15 protein-coding genes and 3 pseudogenes are annotated in these 14865 nt (G+C 69.4%); 8 read left to right on the forward strand and 10 right to left on the reverse strand.

The genetic code is table 11. The features are described 5' to 3' along the window. A pseudogene (locus BJF85_RS29565) lies at window positions 1-125 on the forward strand (IS30 family transposase); the annotation flags it as partial. A gap of 79 nt (window positions 126-204) precedes the next feature. Here the strand turns inward: BJF85_RS29565 and BJF85_RS04090 are convergent. Beyond that, entirely contained in the window at window positions 205-1434 is a 1230-nt protein-coding gene (locus BJF85_RS04090) for a hypothetical protein (protein ID WP_075845837.1), read from the reverse strand. Window positions 1435-1539: 105 nt separating this feature from the next. Here BJF85_RS04090 and BJF85_RS29570 point away from each other — a divergent pair, with 105 nt between their 5' ends. The 5 genes from BJF85_RS29570 (at window position 1540) to BJF85_RS04110 (ending at window position 5224) form a co-directional block, all read left to right on the forward strand. Next, window positions 1540-2118, forward strand: a complete 579-nt coding sequence (locus BJF85_RS29570) for a DivIVA domain-containing protein (RefSeq protein ID WP_075845838.1) — start codon at window positions 1540-1542, stop codon at window positions 2116-2118. Continuing rightward, a complete protein-coding gene (locus tag BJF85_RS29575) occupies window positions 2004-2558 on the forward strand; it encodes a hypothetical protein (protein WP_255375372.1) in 555 nt (184 codons plus the stop codon). Before BJF85_RS29570 ends, BJF85_RS29575 begins: the two co-directional genes overlap by 115 nt. Before the next feature lie 51 nt (window positions 2559-2609). Beyond that, on the forward strand, window positions 2610-3398 hold the full coding sequence (locus BJF85_RS04100; protein ID WP_255375373.1) for a hypothetical protein: 789 nt from the start codon (window positions 2610-2612) through the stop codon (window positions 3396-3398). Window positions 3399-3615: 217 nt separating this feature from the next. Beyond that, window positions 3616-4638 carry a methyltransferase gene (locus tag BJF85_RS04105; protein ID WP_158056757.1) on the forward strand — a complete coding sequence of 341 codons (1023 nt, stop codon included), beginning with the start codon at window positions 3616-3618 and terminating at the stop codon, window positions 4636-4638. Further along, window positions 4544-5224 (forward strand): DUF1697 domain-containing protein, encoded by a 681-nt coding sequence (locus tag BJF85_RS04110; RefSeq protein WP_083665905.1) that lies wholly within the window; start codon window positions 4544-4546, stop codon window positions 5222-5224. Before BJF85_RS04105 ends, BJF85_RS04110 begins: the two co-directional genes overlap by 95 nt. 6 nt (window positions 5225-5230) lie before the next feature. Here BJF85_RS04110 and BJF85_RS04115 read toward each other — a convergent pair whose 3' ends face one another. The 8 genes and pseudogenes from BJF85_RS04115 to BJF85_RS04150 all read right to left on the reverse strand — a co-directional run bounded on the left by BJF85_RS04115 (window position 5231) and on the right by BJF85_RS04150 (window position 12081). Continuing rightward, window positions 5231-5581, reverse strand: coding sequence for a VOC family protein (locus BJF85_RS04115; RefSeq protein ID WP_075845841.1), 351 nt, complete (start codon window positions 5579-5581; stop codon window positions 5231-5233). Window positions 5582-5780: 199 nt separating this feature from the next. Continuing rightward, window positions 5781-7220, reverse strand: a complete 1440-nt coding sequence (locus BJF85_RS04120) for an MBOAT family protein (RefSeq protein ID WP_075845842.1) — start codon at window positions 7218-7220, stop codon at window positions 5781-5783. 133 nt (window positions 7221-7353) lie between these two features. After that, on the reverse strand, window positions 7354-8322 hold the full coding sequence (gene rlmB, locus BJF85_RS04125; protein ID WP_075845843.1) for a 23S rRNA (guanosine(2251)-2'-O)-methyltransferase RlmB: 969 nt from the start codon (window positions 8320-8322) through the stop codon (window positions 7354-7356). Window positions 8323-8325: 3 nt separating this feature from the next. Further along, window positions 8326-9707 (reverse strand): annotated as a pseudogene (gene cysS / locus BJF85_RS04130) (cysteine--tRNA ligase). Window positions 9708-9723: 16 nt separating this feature from the next. Continuing rightward, window positions 9724-10410: an HAD family hydrolase gene (locus BJF85_RS04135; protein WP_075845908.1), complete on the reverse strand. Its 687-nt coding sequence runs from the start codon at window positions 10408-10410 to the stop codon at window positions 9724-9726. A gap of 10 nt (window positions 10411-10420) precedes the next feature. Next, a pseudogene (gene ispF, locus BJF85_RS04140) lies at window positions 10421-10870 on the reverse strand (2-C-methyl-D-erythritol 2,4-cyclodiphosphate synthase); the annotation flags it as partial. Between the two features lie 33 nt (window positions 10871-10903). Continuing rightward, window positions 10904-11497 carry a 2-C-methyl-D-erythritol 4-phosphate cytidylyltransferase gene (locus tag BJF85_RS04145; protein ID WP_255375374.1) on the reverse strand — a complete coding sequence of 198 codons (594 nt, stop codon included), beginning with the start codon at window positions 11495-11497 and terminating at the stop codon, window positions 10904-10906. A gap of 92 nt (window positions 11498-11589) precedes the next feature. Beyond that, window positions 11590-12081 (reverse strand): CarD family transcriptional regulator, encoded by a 492-nt coding sequence (locus BJF85_RS04150; RefSeq protein ID WP_030532268.1) that lies wholly within the window; start codon window positions 12079-12081, stop codon window positions 11590-11592. Window positions 12082-12465: 384 nt separating this feature from the next. Between BJF85_RS04150 and BJF85_RS26370 the strand changes: the two genes are divergently transcribed. After that, window positions 12466-12690: a hypothetical protein gene (locus BJF85_RS26370; RefSeq protein WP_139320452.1), complete on the forward strand. Its 225-nt coding sequence runs from the start codon at window positions 12466-12468 to the stop codon at window positions 12688-12690. Continuing rightward, window positions 12687-13016 carry a copper chaperone PCu(A)C gene (locus tag BJF85_RS26375; protein WP_139320453.1) on the forward strand — a complete coding sequence of 110 codons (330 nt, stop codon included), beginning with the start codon at window positions 12687-12689 and terminating at the stop codon, window positions 13014-13016. Before BJF85_RS26370 ends, BJF85_RS26375 begins: the two co-directional genes overlap by 4 nt. Here BJF85_RS26375 and BJF85_RS04160 read toward each other — a convergent pair. Then, window positions 13003-14700 (reverse strand): ABC-F family ATP-binding cassette domain-containing protein, encoded by a 1698-nt coding sequence (locus tag BJF85_RS04160; protein WP_075845845.1) that lies wholly within the window; start codon window positions 14698-14700, stop codon window positions 13003-13005. The two genes, BJF85_RS26375 and BJF85_RS04160, sit on opposite strands and share 14 nt — an antisense overlap. Window positions 14701-14865 lie beyond the last annotated feature (165 nt).

Here is a 14865-nt window from a genome sequence, read left to right on the forward strand (position 1 = left end):
AATCTCAACGTCCACGGCCCCGAAGACCTCGAGCACGTCGCCCAGGAACTCAACGGCCGACCACGCAAAACGCTCGACTGGGACACCCCAGCCGAGCGCTGCGTGCTCTACTGACGGCCACATAAACCACCAGGTGTTGCGACGACCCCTAGAAACCACCGTCGCGTTGAATGCGACCATCGGGCCCTTGGGAGCACTTTGGGCTCAGTGGAGCATCAGGATGACCTGCATCTCGCCGACGAAGCCGCCGATGATGCCGCCGACGACGATCAACTTCCACTCGTCCTGGCGGAACGCCGGCCGCAGGAGGCCCTCGAACTGTTGCGGCGTCAGCTTCGCCATCCGTTCCTGCACGAGTCGCGCGACGTCCATCGCCTCGGTCAGATAACCCTCGGCGTGCCGGACGGTCTGGGGGAGGCGCTCGATCGACTTGTCGGCCGCCGCGCGCTTCATCTCCGCGAGCCGCTTCGGCCCGATCGTCGCGTTGACGAGTGGCCGCGCCGTGTTGGTCTGCTGGTCGATCGCGTCGGCGACGGTCCGCGAGATCATCGCCATCAGCCGGTCCGACCGCGGCCCGCTGAGGATCGACTCCATCAGGTTCTGGACGGTCAGCACGTCGCGCGCGATGATCTCGCCGTACTGCTCGGCGACCTCGTCCCTGCGTTGCTGGAACTTGCCCTGGAAGTAGAACTTGCGCGTGATGTAGACGGGTTCGCGCGGCCAGAAGATCAGTTTGATCGCGGCCCAGTCGGTGAACAGGCCGACCGCGGCGCCGAAGATCGGCATCACGATCGGTTGCTTCGTCACCGCCCACACGAAGGCCTGCACGATGCCCAGCGCGAATCCGAAGTAGATCCCGGAACGCGCGATGAACGCCATCTCGGGTCGCGACGTCTCGCGGATCAACCGCACGAGCAACTTCTTGTCACTCGTGAGTCGCCGAACCGTCATTTCCTTGACGTCCAGGAATTCGTGGACGTTCTCGCGCATCTCCAGCGTCACTTGCCGCACGATCTGCGGCGTCTGCGCCTGGATCTGCTTGATCACGAGGTCCTGCGCGACGGCGGGCAGGCGTTCCCACATGCGCGGGTGCGTCTGCTCGAGCACCTCACGCGCGACGTCGTCGACGGCCCGCAGCAGCGGCTGCTCGATCTCCTTGGTGATGCGGTCCGGGTCGATCCGCGCGAAGACGTCCTTGATGTCCAGCAGGTTCTTCGTCAGCAGATCGGTCGCGATGGCCGCCATCCGGCCGCCGTGCTGCGGGACGACACCCTGCCAGCCGAGGAAGGTGCCCTTGATGCCGCGGAACTCGAGCGGACGGAACATCATCTCGATCGCCACGCGCTTGGTGACGTAGCCGATGAACGCCGCGATGAAGGGGATGGCCGAGTACAGCATCCAATGCTCGGCGATGTCGACAATGATCGCGTCCACGTCGCAGACTCCTCCTTCCCCTCCTCGTCACGCGGGAGAACAGTATCGCGACCGGTTGTGAAGCCGAGTATGGGCTTCTCGCTGCGAACTCATTAAAGTTGCCGAATGGCTGAAGCCGAGGCATCCCCGAATCCCACCAAGTCAGGCACCTTCACCACCGTTTTTCGCGGTTACGACCAGGTGCAAGTCGATGAACATCTGAAGAAGTTGAGCGACCGGCTCGATCGGACCGCGCGCAGCCGCGACGACGCCACGGCGTCGGTCGCCGATCTGACGAAGGCGCTCGGGCACGCGCAGCAGGAACTCGTCGAGACCAAGGCCGCCCTCACCCGGATGGCCGAGGAGCCGACGGGTCCGGCTGCGATGAGTGAGCGCGTCAAGACGATGATGAAGCTCGCCGAGGAGGAGATCGACGAGCTGCGCAAGAAGGCCGAGGAGGAGGCGGCGGCGACCCGGTCGGCCGCCGACGCGTACTCGGAGAAGACCCGCGAGGACGCGCGCACCGAGGCCGCCCGCCTCGCCGACGAGGCGAAGGCCGAGCGCACGCGCTCGACGAGGAGGCCGCGAAGGTGCGCGCCGACGCGGAGAAGGCGTCGCAGGACAAGATCGCCGCGGACGAGAAGAAGTCGTCCGAGGAGATCGCGAAGGCCAAGGCCGATGCCGAGAAGGCCGCCGAGAAGCTGACCTCGGACGCCAAGACCCGCGCCGACGCGATGCTCGGCGAGGCCGAGACCAAGCTCGCCGACGCCAGGACCAAGCAGTCGCAGGCGCTCGAACTGCGCGAGAACGTCGCGCAGAAGCTCGCCGCCAGCAACACCGCGCTGTCCGAGGCGCTCGACAAGCTCGGTACCGCACCGGAGCCGGTGCAGTTCGCGGCGTCCGGTTCGGACGGTTCCACCGCTGCGAAGGGTGGCGCCGCTGCTCCGAAGGACGGTGCTGTCGCGAAGGCTGGCGCCGCTGCGAAGCCGGCTTCCGGGGCCTCCGCCGCGACCCCGGCGCCCGCTGCGGGCACGGCGAAACCCGGCGACACGCCCGCCGACACGCCCGCGTCCAACGAGAAACCGTCGCCCGGAAAGGCCGAAACCGCTGGTAACGGCGTTGCCGGCGGTCCCGCGTCGACGTAAACGTCACACCGGGGCTGCAGAAAAGGACCTAACGGGTGCAAGATCCTCGCCGTGAGTACCAAACCGCCTGACACGTTGCCGCCTGCCGATGCGTCCGGATCCGATCCGGACGCATCGGCAGGCGGCGCGGCCGAGACCGCGTCCACACCGGACCTGCCGGGGGCGGACGCGGTCTCCGTCGACTTCCCCGTGTACGGGTTGCATCGCGACATCCCCGGGCCCCGTTGGGTCGACTTCTTCGAGGGAGGCGGCGAGTACTCCGGCGGCGAGCCGTGGGCGCTCTGGCTCGGCCAGCGGATCGCCGACAGCGAACGGGGCCTGCGGATCGGCAGCATGCCGAGACACCGGTACGAACAGTCGATGTGCCCCGGCGGCGGCGATCCGTTGGCGGAGGTCGCCTTCGGCGGCGCGTTCGGACTCGTCAACCTGACCCTGCCGGACCGGGACGTCGTGCGCCCGGACGGTCTCATCGAGACACTGCTGGCCCACGCCGAGCAGAACGCGCGGCGGTACGAGACGTGGCGACGCGCGACGTGGCGCGTCGACGGCATGTCGGTCCGCGCGCGCGTCTGGGAGTTCGCGGGCGGCTGGACCGGGTTCACCGGCGACCTCGACGACAGCTACGTGTCCGTGATCGGCATCGGCGTCTCGCCGGAGGGGCTGAGCCTAGCGCGGGTCGACCGTCCAGCGGCCTACGGCGTCGACTTCTCGCAGCCGATCAGCATCTCCGACCTGGGCAGACACCGCGCGATGCGCCCCGAGGCGTGGCTGCCCCCACCCCGCCGCGACGCCTTCCAACCCGAGCAACTGGCCTTCCTCGACGAAACCCCCGAGGAATAACCCCGCCGGCCCTTGCGCCGTGTCAGCACCCCACGTCGCCGTGTCAGCACCCGGCGCGGGCGTGTCAGCATCCGGCGTCGCCGTGTTGACGTTTCGTGTACGAGTAGGCGAGCTCACCGCGCCCGGTCGCAGTCCTTGAGGGCATCCTGTTGACATGCCCGGATACGATGAAATCGCCGGGTATGCACGATTGGTCCTCAGTGACGAGGGGCTGCCGATGTCGAGCTCAGGGGCGGATCGCACGCCGGAGCAGATGGTGCGTCTGCTCGCGGGGTTCGAGGTCTCGCAAGCGTTGTACGCCTTCACGAAACTCGACATCGCGACCGTGATGCACGGCGGCGTGCGGGCTGTCGACGAGATCGCGCGCCGCGTCGAGGTGGACGAGACGGCGCTGAAGCGGTTGTTACGCACGCTCACCGGCGTCGGCGTCGTGGAGCAACGCGGTGAGATCGAGTTCGCCATCACCGATTTCGGCGCGACGCTCGCCGACGGCACCGAGGGGTCGTTGCGGGATATGGCGCTCATGCTGATGGAGACGCATTATCGGCCCTTCGAGCGGTTCGTCGACACGGTCCGCACCGGCGAACCCGCCTTCGACATCCACTATGGACAGTCCTTTTTCGAGTGGGTCACCGCCGAACCCGAGCGCGCCGAACTGGTGAGCGCGGGCATGGCATCGATGACCGACAGCGTGCAGGGTGACGTCTTCGCGGGCTATCGACTTCCGGACGGCGACCTCGTCGCCGACATCGGGGGTGCGGACGGCTCGGTACTGACACGGTTGATTCGCGACGAACCGGCCCGTCGCGGCATCGTGTTCGATCTTCCGGAGGTGGTGTCCGCCGCGGCGACGCGCGTGTCCGAGGCGGCTGTGGTCGGCCGTATTTCCTTGGTGGGCGGCGACTTCTTCGACGGCGTACCGGCCGCCGACGTCTACGTGTTGTCCACGGTGCTGCACGACTGGGACGACGCGTCCTGCGGTGTGTTGCTGGGCCGGATCGTCGCCGCGGCGCGTCCCGGCGCGCGTCTGGTGCTGGTCGAGACGATCATGCCGGTCACGAACGAACCGCATTTCAGCAAGCAGTCCGATCTCACGATGCTGGGCATGGTGCGCGGGAGGGAACGGACACTCGCCGAGTTCACGGATGTGCTCGCGGCGGCGGGTTTCGTGGTCGATCGGCTCGTGCCGACGCCGCCGACCAGCCCGTACGGCATCGTGGAAGCGACGCTGGCGCCCTGACGCGGGTGCCATTCCGGGTTCGCAGGTCTACGGTAGGGCTGTGGCCACGAATTGGTACTGCGCACTGCTTCGGGGAATCGGCCCCGGGAATCCGAACATGCGCAACGACAAGCTGCGGGCGGTGTTCGCCGGCCTGGGGTTCGACGGCGTCGTGTCGGTGCTCTCGAGCGGGAACCTCGTGTTCGCGACCGACGACGACGCGTCGACGCTGGAGGACCGGATCCAACGTGCCCTGCAGGACGAGCTCGGGATCGGCGGCGGCACGATCATCCGCAGTCGGGACGAGCTCCAGGCGTTGGTCGACACCGACCCGTTCGCCGGCAGGGAGCACGGCCGCGAGTCGTACCTGACGGCAACTTTCCTGAAATATCCATCGGAACTCGCGGAGTCACTGGCCGAATTGGACGGTGCGAGCGTCAGCCTCGTCGGCTACGACCGTGCCGCACGGGCGGTGCTGGCGGTGTCCGACCACACCACGTCGTCCGGTCCGGAGTTCATGACCACGCTGGAACGCCGCTTCGGCAAGGACATCACCACGCGAACCTGGTTGACGGTCACCCGGATCCTCGCCCGCTTCCCGAACTGAACATCGTCACTCCGGATCGAGGAGACAGAACTCGTTGCCCTCGGGGTCGCGGAGTACGACGTGCTCGGCGTCGTCGGGTTGGCCCACGGACGCGCGGGATGCTCCGCGTGCCAGCAGATCCTCGATGACCGACGGTTGATCGCCGGCGGACAGGTCGAGGTGCAGCCTGTTCTTCGTCGTCTTGTCGTCACCGACGTGGACGAAGAACAGCGACGGCGCCGCCTGGGTGGGATCCTGAACCTCGACACCACCCGGAACCGGATCCATCAACCGCCAACCGAGCGTTGTCGCCCACCACTGCGCGAGCGACCGGGGGTCGCGGGCGTCGATCGTCAACGCTTCCCAGGTGATACCCATGGCCGCATCGTCCACGACCACTCGAGACGCGGCAACACGGTTCCGCGAGGTCCGCGCCCAACGCAGTCTCGCGGGTCCGAACGCAGATCCCGCGGTGCTGCATGCAGATCTGCGTCGCAGAGTGCAGGCACGGCGACGTGGAATGCTGACACGGCGACGCAGGATGCTGACACGGCGACGTGGGGTGCTGACACGGCCCTCAGAACTGGTAGTACAGGAAGGGGCTGAAGGTTCCTGTGGCTACGAGGATGGCGGCGTAGACGGTGCCGACGGTCATCAGGGCGGTGCGGACGACGGTGGCCTGCTTCGACCGCGCGGTCTCGAGCAGCGGACCGGTCACCGACGTGCCGGGCAGGAAGAACACGCCCATCGCGAAGAGCAGCAGCACGAGGCGTTGGTTGGTCAGCGCCGAGTCGACCACGTCGTTCAGTCCGCCGAGGTCGGGCGTGAACATGTGCCCGATCATCGTGAACGCCTGGCTCAGGTCGGAGGCGTTGAAGAACACCCAGCCGACGATCACGAGCAGCAACGTCAACGCCCGCCGGCCGGCCCGCGCGGCGGTGGAACGCGGTGCCTCCGAACCGCCCGTCGCGCGCTCGATCACCAGCAGCGCACCGTGGTACAGGCCCCACACGACGTACGTCCACGCCGCGCCGTGCCAGAACCCGGTCAGGATGAACACGATCCACAGGTTTCGATACGTCTTGCGCGCCCCGTCGCGGCTGCCGCCCAGCGGGATGTAGACGTAGTCGCGGAACCAGCGCGACAGCGACATGTGCCAACGCCGCCAGAACTCGGTGATCGTCACCGACGAGTACGGCCGCGCGAAGTTCTCCGGCAGGCGGAAGCCCAGCATCCGGCCCAGTCCGATCGCCATGTCGGAGTAGCCGGAGAAGTCGAAGTACAGCTGCAGCGCGAACGCGGTGGCGCCCAGCCAGGCGATCGCGAACGTCATCTCGTCGTCGGGCGTCGAGAAGCACGCGTCGACGAACGGCGCCAGCGAGTCGGCGATGATCGCCTTCTTGCACAGCCCCAGCGCGAACCGCGGGAACCCGGCCGCGATGTCGTCGAGCCGGTGCCTGCGGTGCTGCGGCAGCTGGTCGGCGATCTCGTGGTACCGGACGATCGGGCCGGCCGCGAGCTGCGGGAACATCGCGATGTAGGTGCCGAACGACACCGGGTTGCGCAGCGCGCGCCGCTCACCGCGGTAGATGTCCACCGCGTACGAGATGTGGTGGAACGTGAAGAACGAGATGCCGATCGGCAGCGCCACCTCGGCGATGGGGAAATCGCCGCCGAACAGCTGCGTGAACCACGCGATCTGCTCCGACGCGAACCCGGCGTACTTCCAGATGAACAGGATCGACAGGTCGAAGACGATGATGCCGATCAACAGCCGACGTCGGCGCCCGTTCGGCGACATCCGGTCCCACTCGTCCGGCTCCAGGGCGGGCCCGGCGAGGAAGTTGACCGCCATGCACGCGATGAGCAGCAGCGTGAACGCGCCCGCGCCCGTCGCGTAGAACAGCAGGCTCGCGACCGTGATGACGCCGTTGCGCCAGCCCCGCGGTGCCACAAGCACCGCGATGAGCACCGCGGGCATGAAGTACCACAGGAACAGTGGCGAAACGAACGACATCCGGTGGGCCCCCTCGGCTGATCCGAGCTGACCCTAGCTCAAGAGACTGCCGCGTATGGCCGGTACCGCGCCGTTCGCCACCCCGTCACCCACGGCGGCCAGGACCGACAGCGCCGGGGGCAGGAAACAGTCGTCAGACGCGGCCGGCGGCCCGGCGCCGTCGGGCGACCTCCGACATCAGCACCGCCGCGGCCACGGACGCGTTGAGCGACTCGACCTCGGGGGACATGGGGATCGACACCGTGACGTCGCAGTTCTCGCGCACGAGGCGGGACAGGCCGCGGCCCTCGGAGCCGACGACGATCACCAGCGGGTCGGTGGCCACGTCGAGGCCGTCGATGTCGAGCGTGGCGTCGGCGTCGAGGCCGGCGATCATCAGGCCCTCGGACGCCCACGCCTGGAGCTGACGGGTCAGGTTCGTTGCGACGGCCACCGGCAGCTTCGCCGCGGTGCCGGCGCTGGTGCGCCACGCGACGGCGGTCATGCCGGCGCTGCGCCGCTGCGGCAGCAGCACGCCGTGGGCGCCGAACGCCGCGGCCGACCGGATCACGGCGCCGAGGTTGCGCGGGTCGGTGACCCCGTCGAGCGCGATGATCAACGGCGGCTGTCCGGAGTCGGTGGCGGCCGCGAGCAGGTCGTCGGGGTGGGCGTACTCGAACGGCGGCACCTGCAGGCCGAGGCCCTGGTGCACCGCGCCGCCGGTCTTGCGGTCGAGCTCGTCGCGCGGCACCTCGAGGATCGAGATGCCCTTGTCGGCGGCCAGCTGCACGGCCTCCTTGACGCGGTCGTCGGCGTCGATGTTCAACGCGACGTACAGCGCGGTGGCGGGCACATCGGTGCGCAGCGACTCGACCACCGGGTTACGCCCCGCGATGATCTCGGGGGTGTCGGCGGCCTTCTTCTGGCTGCGCTTGCGCTGCTCCTCCTGGGCGGCCCGCTTGTGCGCCTGCTTCTGCTTGGGGTGGCCAGGACGGTTCTCGCCCTTGGGCGTGGGGCCCTTGCCCTCGAGGCCCTTGCGGCGCTGGCCGCCGGAGCCGACGACCTGGCCCTTCTTGGTGCCCTCTTTGCGGATCGCGCCGCGACGACGGGAGTTGCCGGCCATGTCCTAGTCCCTCACTGTCCACGTCGGACCATTGGGGGTGTCCTCCACGGCGATGCCCGCGGAGGTCAGCTGGTCGCGGATGGCGTCCGCGCGCGCGAAGTCCTTGTCGGCGCGAGCTGCGTGCGCTCGGCCAGCAGCCCGTCGACGAGCGTGCCGAGGGCCTTCGTCTCGCCGCCGCCCGCGGAGGCGTCCTGCCACTGGTCGCCCAACGGGTCGAGCCCGAGCACGTGCACCATGCCGCGCACGGCCTCGGCGAACTCGAGCGCCTTGGTCTCGTCGCCGGTGTCGAGCGCGGTGTTGCCGTCGCGCACGGTGTTGTGCAGCACGGCGAACGCCTGCGGGGTGCCGAGGTCGTCGTCGAGCGCGGCGGCGAACTCGGCGGGCACCTCGCCCACGCGCACGTCGCGCGCCGACGCCACGCGGCGCAGGAAACCCTCGATCCGCCGGTAGCCCTGGGCGGCCTCGGCGAGTGCCTCGTCGGAGTACTCGATCGTCGACCGGTAGTGCGGCTGCACGAGGTAGTAGCGCAGCTCCACCGGCCGGGCCTTCTCCAGCAGCGCCGGGATGGCCACGATGTTGCCGAGCGACTTCGACATCTTCTCGCCCGAGAGCGTCACCCACGCGTTGTGGAGCCAGTACCGGGCGAAGCCGTCGCCCGCGGCGTGCGACTGTGCGCGCTCGTTCTCGTGGTGCGGGAACACCAGGTCGACGCCGCCGCCGTGGATGTCGAACTCGGCACCCAGGTAGGCCGTGGCCATGGCCGAGCACTCGAGGTGCCAGCCGGGACGGCCGTCGCCCCACGGCGTCGGCCACGACGGCTCACCGGGCTTGCTCGCCTTCCACAGCGTGAAATCGCGCGGGTCGCGCTTGCCCTCGGCGGCCGTTTCGCCCTGCTGCATCTCCTCGAGGCGCTGGCCGGACAGGCTGCCGTAGTCGGGTTGCGACGACACGGAGAAGTAGACGTCGCCGCCGGAGGCGTAGGCGTGCCCGCGCTCGATCAGCCGCTCGATCAGCTCGACCATCTGCGTGACGTGGCCGGTGGCGCGCGGCGAGATGGACGCGGGCACGCAGCCGAGCACGGTGTAGGCGTCCTCGAAGGCGCGTTCGTGCGTCGCGGCCCACTCCCACCACGGCCTGCCCGCGTCGGCGGCCTTGGTGAGGATCTTGTCGTCGATGTCGGTGACGTTGCGGACCATCAGCACATCGAGTCCACTGTGGAGGAGCCAGCGGCGCAGGACGTCGTAGTTCAGCGCGCCGCGGACGTGCCCGATGTGCGGAACGCCCTGGACGGTGGCCCCACAGACGTACATGGACGCCGTTCCACTGCGCGCGGGATGGAATTCCCGTACGTCCCTGGTCGCGGTGTCGTAAAGATGGAGGGCCACACCGAAATGGTACGGGCTACAACACGCCGTGCTCGCGCAGGGCGGTGCGCAGCCCGTCCGGTCGCTGAGCCGTGGGCAGGGGCTCGACCAGCGCGAACGCACAGCCGATGTCGCGTGCGCCGCCGTCGGCGTCGGTGTGGTCGCCGACCATGAGGGTGCGTTCGGCCGGGGTGCCGAGGCGGTCCACGAGGATGCGGAACACCTCCGGGTCGGGCTTGATGGCGCCGACCTCGTAGGACAGCACGAACTCGTCGATGTGGGCGTCGAGTCCGAGCGCGGTGAACGCGGGCCGGATGTCGAACGCGATGTTGCTGAGCACGCCCACCTTGACGCCCTTGCCGGCGAGTTCGGTGATGACGTCGGCGGTGTCCGGGTAGGGCGTCCACTCGGCGGGGTTGATCAGCGTGCGGTACAGCGCCTCGCCCTGCTCGCGGCCGGGCACGCCGCTCTGCCGGAGGATCTCCAGGTACGCCTTGTGGTGCAGCGCCGGGTCGAGGTCGCGGTTCTCCCACGCGTGCCGGTGCTCGTCGTCGAGGTCGACCGTGAGGGTGACGGGCGCGGTCATCCGGCGCAGCAGTTCGGCCTGCGCGGCGGCGTCCAACGGCGTGCCGGCGTCGTCGACCATGCCGGCGAACCACGACTCGTGCTCGTCGAGTCGGAACAACGTGCCCGAGAAGTCGAACATCACCGCGTCGATCGCCATGTCGATCACGTTACCGGGGCAGCAGCAGGGCGGTGGCGACGGCGGCGATGCCCTCGCCGCGGCCGGTGAGGCCCAGGCCGTCGCTGGTCGTGCCGGACACGCTGACCGGCCCGCCCGCCGCCTCGGACAGCACGCGCTGGGCCTCCTCGCGGCGGGTGCCGATGCGCGGCCGGTTGCCGATGACCTGCACGACCGCGTTACCGACGACGAAACCGGCGGTCTCGACACGGTTGCGGGCCTCGGCGAGCAGTTCGACGCCGTGGGCGCCGGTCCACCGCGGGTCGCCGGTGCCGAAGACGGCGCCGAGGTCGCCGAGCCCGGCCGCCGACAGGAGCGCGTCGCACAGCGCGTGGGAGGCGACGTCGCCGTCGGAGTGGCCCGCGCAGCCGTCGTCGTCGGGCCAGAGCAGTCCGGCGATCCAGCAGTCGCGGCCGGGTTCGATCGGGTGGACGTCGACGCCTGGCCGATACGGGTCATGCGGGGGTCTCCGTGGTCAGCAGGGCCTCGATGACGGCGACGTCGAACGGCGTGGCGATGCGCATGCCGAGCGGGTCGCCGGGGACGGTGCGGATCTCGCCGCCGAACAGGTCCGGGTCGGCGAGCAGCTCGGCCGGGTCGGACGTGCGCCGGGCGCGAGCGCGCGTTCCAGCGCGGCGGCGCGGAACGCGAGCGGACTCTGGACGTGGCGCAGGTGCGTGCGGTCGCGGGTGCCGCGGACGACCCCGTCGGCGTCGACGACCTTGACGGTGTCGGCGACGGGCAGCACGGGTACGGCCACGTCCACGTGGGTGTCGACGGTGTCGATGGCGCTGCGCAGGACGGCGGCGGGGACGAAGGGCCGGGCGGGGTCGTGGACGAGCACGACGTCGTCGGCTGCCGCGGCCGTCGCGGTGAGCCCGGCGCGCAGCGGGTCGTCCTCGGCGGTGTCGACGACGTGCACGCGGGGGTCGGCCGGGGTCTCTACCGCACTCGGGGTCCCTACAGCACGATGCCGTGCCGGTCCTGCCACGACGATCCGGTCCACGCATCCGGAGTCGAGCAGGCCGTGCACGGCATGTGACAACAATGGTTCCCCGCGGACGAGCAACGGCGCGTCAGAATGACACGCGTCATCGTTCGTGAGAACCAGCGCGATGACGTTCAGGTTCTTATGCCTCGTGCTTTGTGTTGCGGTGAGAACTAGACGACGGCGGTCTCGAGGACCTCGTCGAGGAGCACCTCGGCCTTGCCCTCGTCGGTGCCCTCGGCCAGCGCCAGTTCGCTCACGAGGATCTGTCGAGCCTTGGCCAGCATCCGCTTCTCGCCTGCGGACAAGCCCCGGTCCTTCTCCCGCCGCCAGAGGTCGCGCACCACTTCGGCCACCTTGTTCACATCGCCGGAGGCGAGCTTCTCGAGGTTGGCCTTGTACCGACGCGACCAGTTGGTCGGCTCGTCGGTGTGGGGAGCACGCAGCACGTCGAAAACGTGATTGAGTCCGTCTTCGCCCACGACATCACGCACGCCGACGATCTCGGCGTTGTCTGCGGGAACGCGAACGGTGAGATCACCCTGTGCGACCTTGAGCACGAGGTACTGCTTCTCCTCGCCCTTGATCACACGGGTCTCGATCGCTTCGATGAGTGCGGCACCGTGGTGCGGGTAGACGACGGTCTCTCCGACCTTAAAAACCATGTGTCCTCTGCCCCTTTCGCTGAATCCAGCTTAGCACGGCATGCATGTCTCCAACCAGGCGGTCGCGTTCGTCCTCGCAGGTCAGTGGCCTGATCTGGGTGGTTCAGGGGCTTGACAAAAGCGCTATTCGCATACTCACGCAGGTGGGCCGGGCCGGTTTCGACGCACTTTCCAATTCCACTGTGGACCTCGATGGTCGTGCCGTCCGCGCGAGGGTCGGCGCGGCCCACGTCCCGGGTCCGCCTCGGGCGTCCCGACCTCTACAGAGTGTCGTACTCGCCACCAGGTGATGTCTTCGCGAGGCGGCCGGGATAGTCTCCAGACAGACCGGACTCGCCGATGCGGGCCGGTTGTGCGTTGTAGGCGCTAGGAAGGACTCGAGCAGTGAAACGTCGCATGATCGGTGCGGGCATTGCGGGCATCGCGCTCCTCGTCGCGGGCTGCGGCGCAGGTCAGATCACGCAGACGGACCAGCAGGTGGGGATGGTCGACGGCGCTGCTGCCGAGGCCGACACCATCTTCATCCGCAACGCCGAGATCGCCTACCCCGACCACGTGCAGCCGGCGGCCTACCTCGAGGGCGACGACGCGACGTGGTCCTCAGCATGATCAACACCGGTCAGAACCCCGACGAGCTCGTCTCGGTCACCTCGCCGGACGCCGATGACGCCAGCATCTCGGGCCGGACGACGCTGCCCGCCGACACCACGGTGGCCGTGGGCCCCGAGGCGCCGCAGGAGGGCAGCCACCAGCTGCACGCCGAGATCACGCTCAACGGCCTGAACCGCGAGGTGCGCCCCGGCCAGGACGTCACCGCGACGTTGACCTTCCGCGAGGCCGGCACCGTCGAGGTCCGCATGCCCGTGAAGACGCCCGACGAGCCGCGCCACAACGAGCCCGTCCCGGAGCCCGAGAAGCACCTCACCCCGCACTGATCGACGTCCGCCGGCCGCGACTCGGCTCGAGTCGCGGCCAGGCGGCCAGATCGGCGAGCAGTTGCCGATCGTGCGTCGCGACCACGACCGCACACGACGTGTCGTGCAGTGCCTCCGTGATCTCGTCGACCAGGCCGATCGACAGATGGTTCGTGGGCTCGTCCAGCATGAGCAGGTCGGGCTCCGAAGCCAGGCACATGGCCAGATGCAAGCGGCGCCGCTGGCCCTGGGACAGGCGTTCCACCGAGGTGCGCATCGACGCCGCGTCCAGCAGCCCCATCCCGGACAGCGACAACGCCCGGCCGATCGCGCCCTGAGCCTCGAGCCGGTCGACGTGCTCCCGGTAGACCTGGTGCGCCGTGCGCGAACCGGCCCGAACCGGCACCTCCTGGGACAGCAGTGACACTCGGGCGCCGTGATGGACCCGCAGCGTTCCCGTCGTCGGCTCCACCCGTCCGGCGAGCACGCCGAGCAGGGTGGACTTGCCTGCGCCGTTCGGCCCGGTGAGCACCAGCCGGTCGCCGCCCCCGATCGAGATGTCGACCGGTTCGGGCAACCGGCCGTCCACGGTCAGCCCGTGCCCGTCCAGTACCGGACGTCCGGGACGCACCCGCAACTCGGGCCACGTCAGGTGCCGTGGCGGTTCCGGCACGGTGATGCGGTGCCGTTCGAGTTCCTCGACCCTCCGGTTGAAGGCCTGCACGACCCCGGCCGTACGGGCCGCCCGCTGGTGTTTACCGGTGCCCTTCTCGGGTCGCCAGCCGGTGTGCAACCGGCCACGGGCGTCCTCGGCGGCCTGCGTGAGCTGGGCGTGTTCGGCCTGCTGGGTGGTGTAGTCCTGTTCCCACCGCTGCCGTTCGCGCCCGCGACCCTCCACCCAGCCGTCGTAGCCGCCCGCGTACCGGCGGGGCAGCCCGTCCCGGCTGGGGTCGAGGTCGAGGAACGTCGTGGCGACCGCGCGCAGCAGTGCTCGGTCGTGACTGACCACCGCCACACCTCCCGGGTGCTCCCGCAGGCGCCGGGTCAGGAAGTCCAGGGCGTCCGCGTCCAGGTGGTTGGTGGGCTCGTCCAGCAGGAGCAGGTCGGTGTTCGAACCCAGCACGACGGCCAGCCGGACGCGGTAGCGCTGCCCGACCGACAGGGTCGACAACGGCCGGTCGCGGTCGGTGCAGGCACCGAGACCTTCCAGGGCGACGTCGATCCGCCGCTCGGCGTCCCACGCGTCGAGGACGGTCGCAGCCTCGAGCGCGTGGGCATAGGCGTCCTCGGCGCCGGGTTCGCCCGCGGCGAGGGCCTCGGTCGCCGCGTCCAGCAGGTCCAGCGCGGTGAGGCTGTCGCCGACCGCGGCCGTGACCAGGTCGCCCACGGTGCGGTCGTCGTCGGCCGCGAGGGTTTGTTCGACCAGGGCGAGCGTGCCGGTGCGCGACACCGTGCCCGTGTCCGGGACGAGGCGTCCGGCCAGCACGTGCAGCAACGTCGTCTTGCCGCGTCCGTTCTCGCCGACGATCGCCAGGCGGGCGCCCGCGGCGACGGTGACGTCGACACCGGACAGGACGGTGCGTTCGCCCAGCGAGACGGCGACGCCGTCCGCGCGGACGTGCGCGGCCGCGCCCGCGGGCAGTTCCGAGGAAAGCGCAGAATGCGCAGAAATGGACGGTGCAGAAGAAGGATCTGTGCGAAGCATGTGCGTTCTCTCAGCTCGTCGAGAGCCGGGCAGCACACGTGAGGCCGCCCGGCGCGGGGCCAGGTCGGCGGCTGGAGATTCAGTCGGGTTCGGCCGCCGTCAGCGGCGGAACCAGGGCTTCGCGTAGAAGTTCATGTCCGCCACGATACGGACGGCGACCACGGG

It is taken from the genome of Saccharomonospora sp. CUA-673 (genome assembly GCF_001942305.1).
Classification (GTDB): Bacteria; Actinomycetota; Actinomycetes; order Mycobacteriales; family Pseudonocardiaceae; genus Prauserella.

What these genes read in the sequence shown, in the direction of transcription:
- BJF85_RS29570 (WP_075845838.1), top strand. Translation starts at nt 1,540, where the DNA reads ATGGCTGAAGCCGAGGCATCCCCGAATCCCACCAAGTCAGGCACCTTC.
- BJF85_RS04105 (WP_158056757.1), top strand. Translation starts at nt 3,616, where the DNA reads ATGTCGAGCTCAGGGGCGGATCGCACGCCGGAGCAGATGGTGCGTCTG.
- BJF85_RS04110 (WP_083665905.1), top strand. Translation starts at nt 4,544, where the DNA reads ATGTGCTCGCGGCGGCGGGTTTCGTGGTCGATCGGCTCGTGCCGACGC.
- BJF85_RS04115 (WP_075845841.1), bottom strand. Translation starts at nt 5,581, where the DNA reads ATGGGTATCACCTGGGAAGCGTTGACGATCGACGCCCGCGACCCCCGG.
- BJF85_RS04120 (WP_075845842.1), bottom strand. Translation starts at nt 7,220, where the DNA reads ATGTCGTTCGTTTCGCCACTGTTCCTGTGGTACTTCATGCCCGCGGTG.
- rlmB (WP_075845843.1), bottom strand. Translation starts at nt 8,322, where the DNA reads ATGGCCGGCAACTCCCGTCGTCGCGGCGCGATCCGCAAAGAGGGCACC.
- BJF85_RS04135 (WP_075845908.1), bottom strand. Translation starts at nt 10,410, where the DNA reads ATGGCGATCGACGCGGTGATGTTCGACTTCTCGGGCACGTTGTTCCGA.
- BJF85_RS04150 (WP_030532268.1), bottom strand. Translation starts at nt 12,081, where the DNA reads ATGGTTTTTAAGGTCGGAGAGACCGTCGTCTACCCGCACCACGGTGCC.
- BJF85_RS26375 (WP_139320453.1), top strand. Translation starts at nt 12,687, where the DNA reads ATGATCAACACCGGTCAGAACCCCGACGAGCTCGTCTCGGTCACCTCG.
- BJF85_RS04160 (WP_075845845.1), bottom strand. Translation starts at nt 14,700, where the DNA reads ATGCTTCGCACAGATCCTTCTTCTGCACCGTCCATTTCTGCGCATTCT.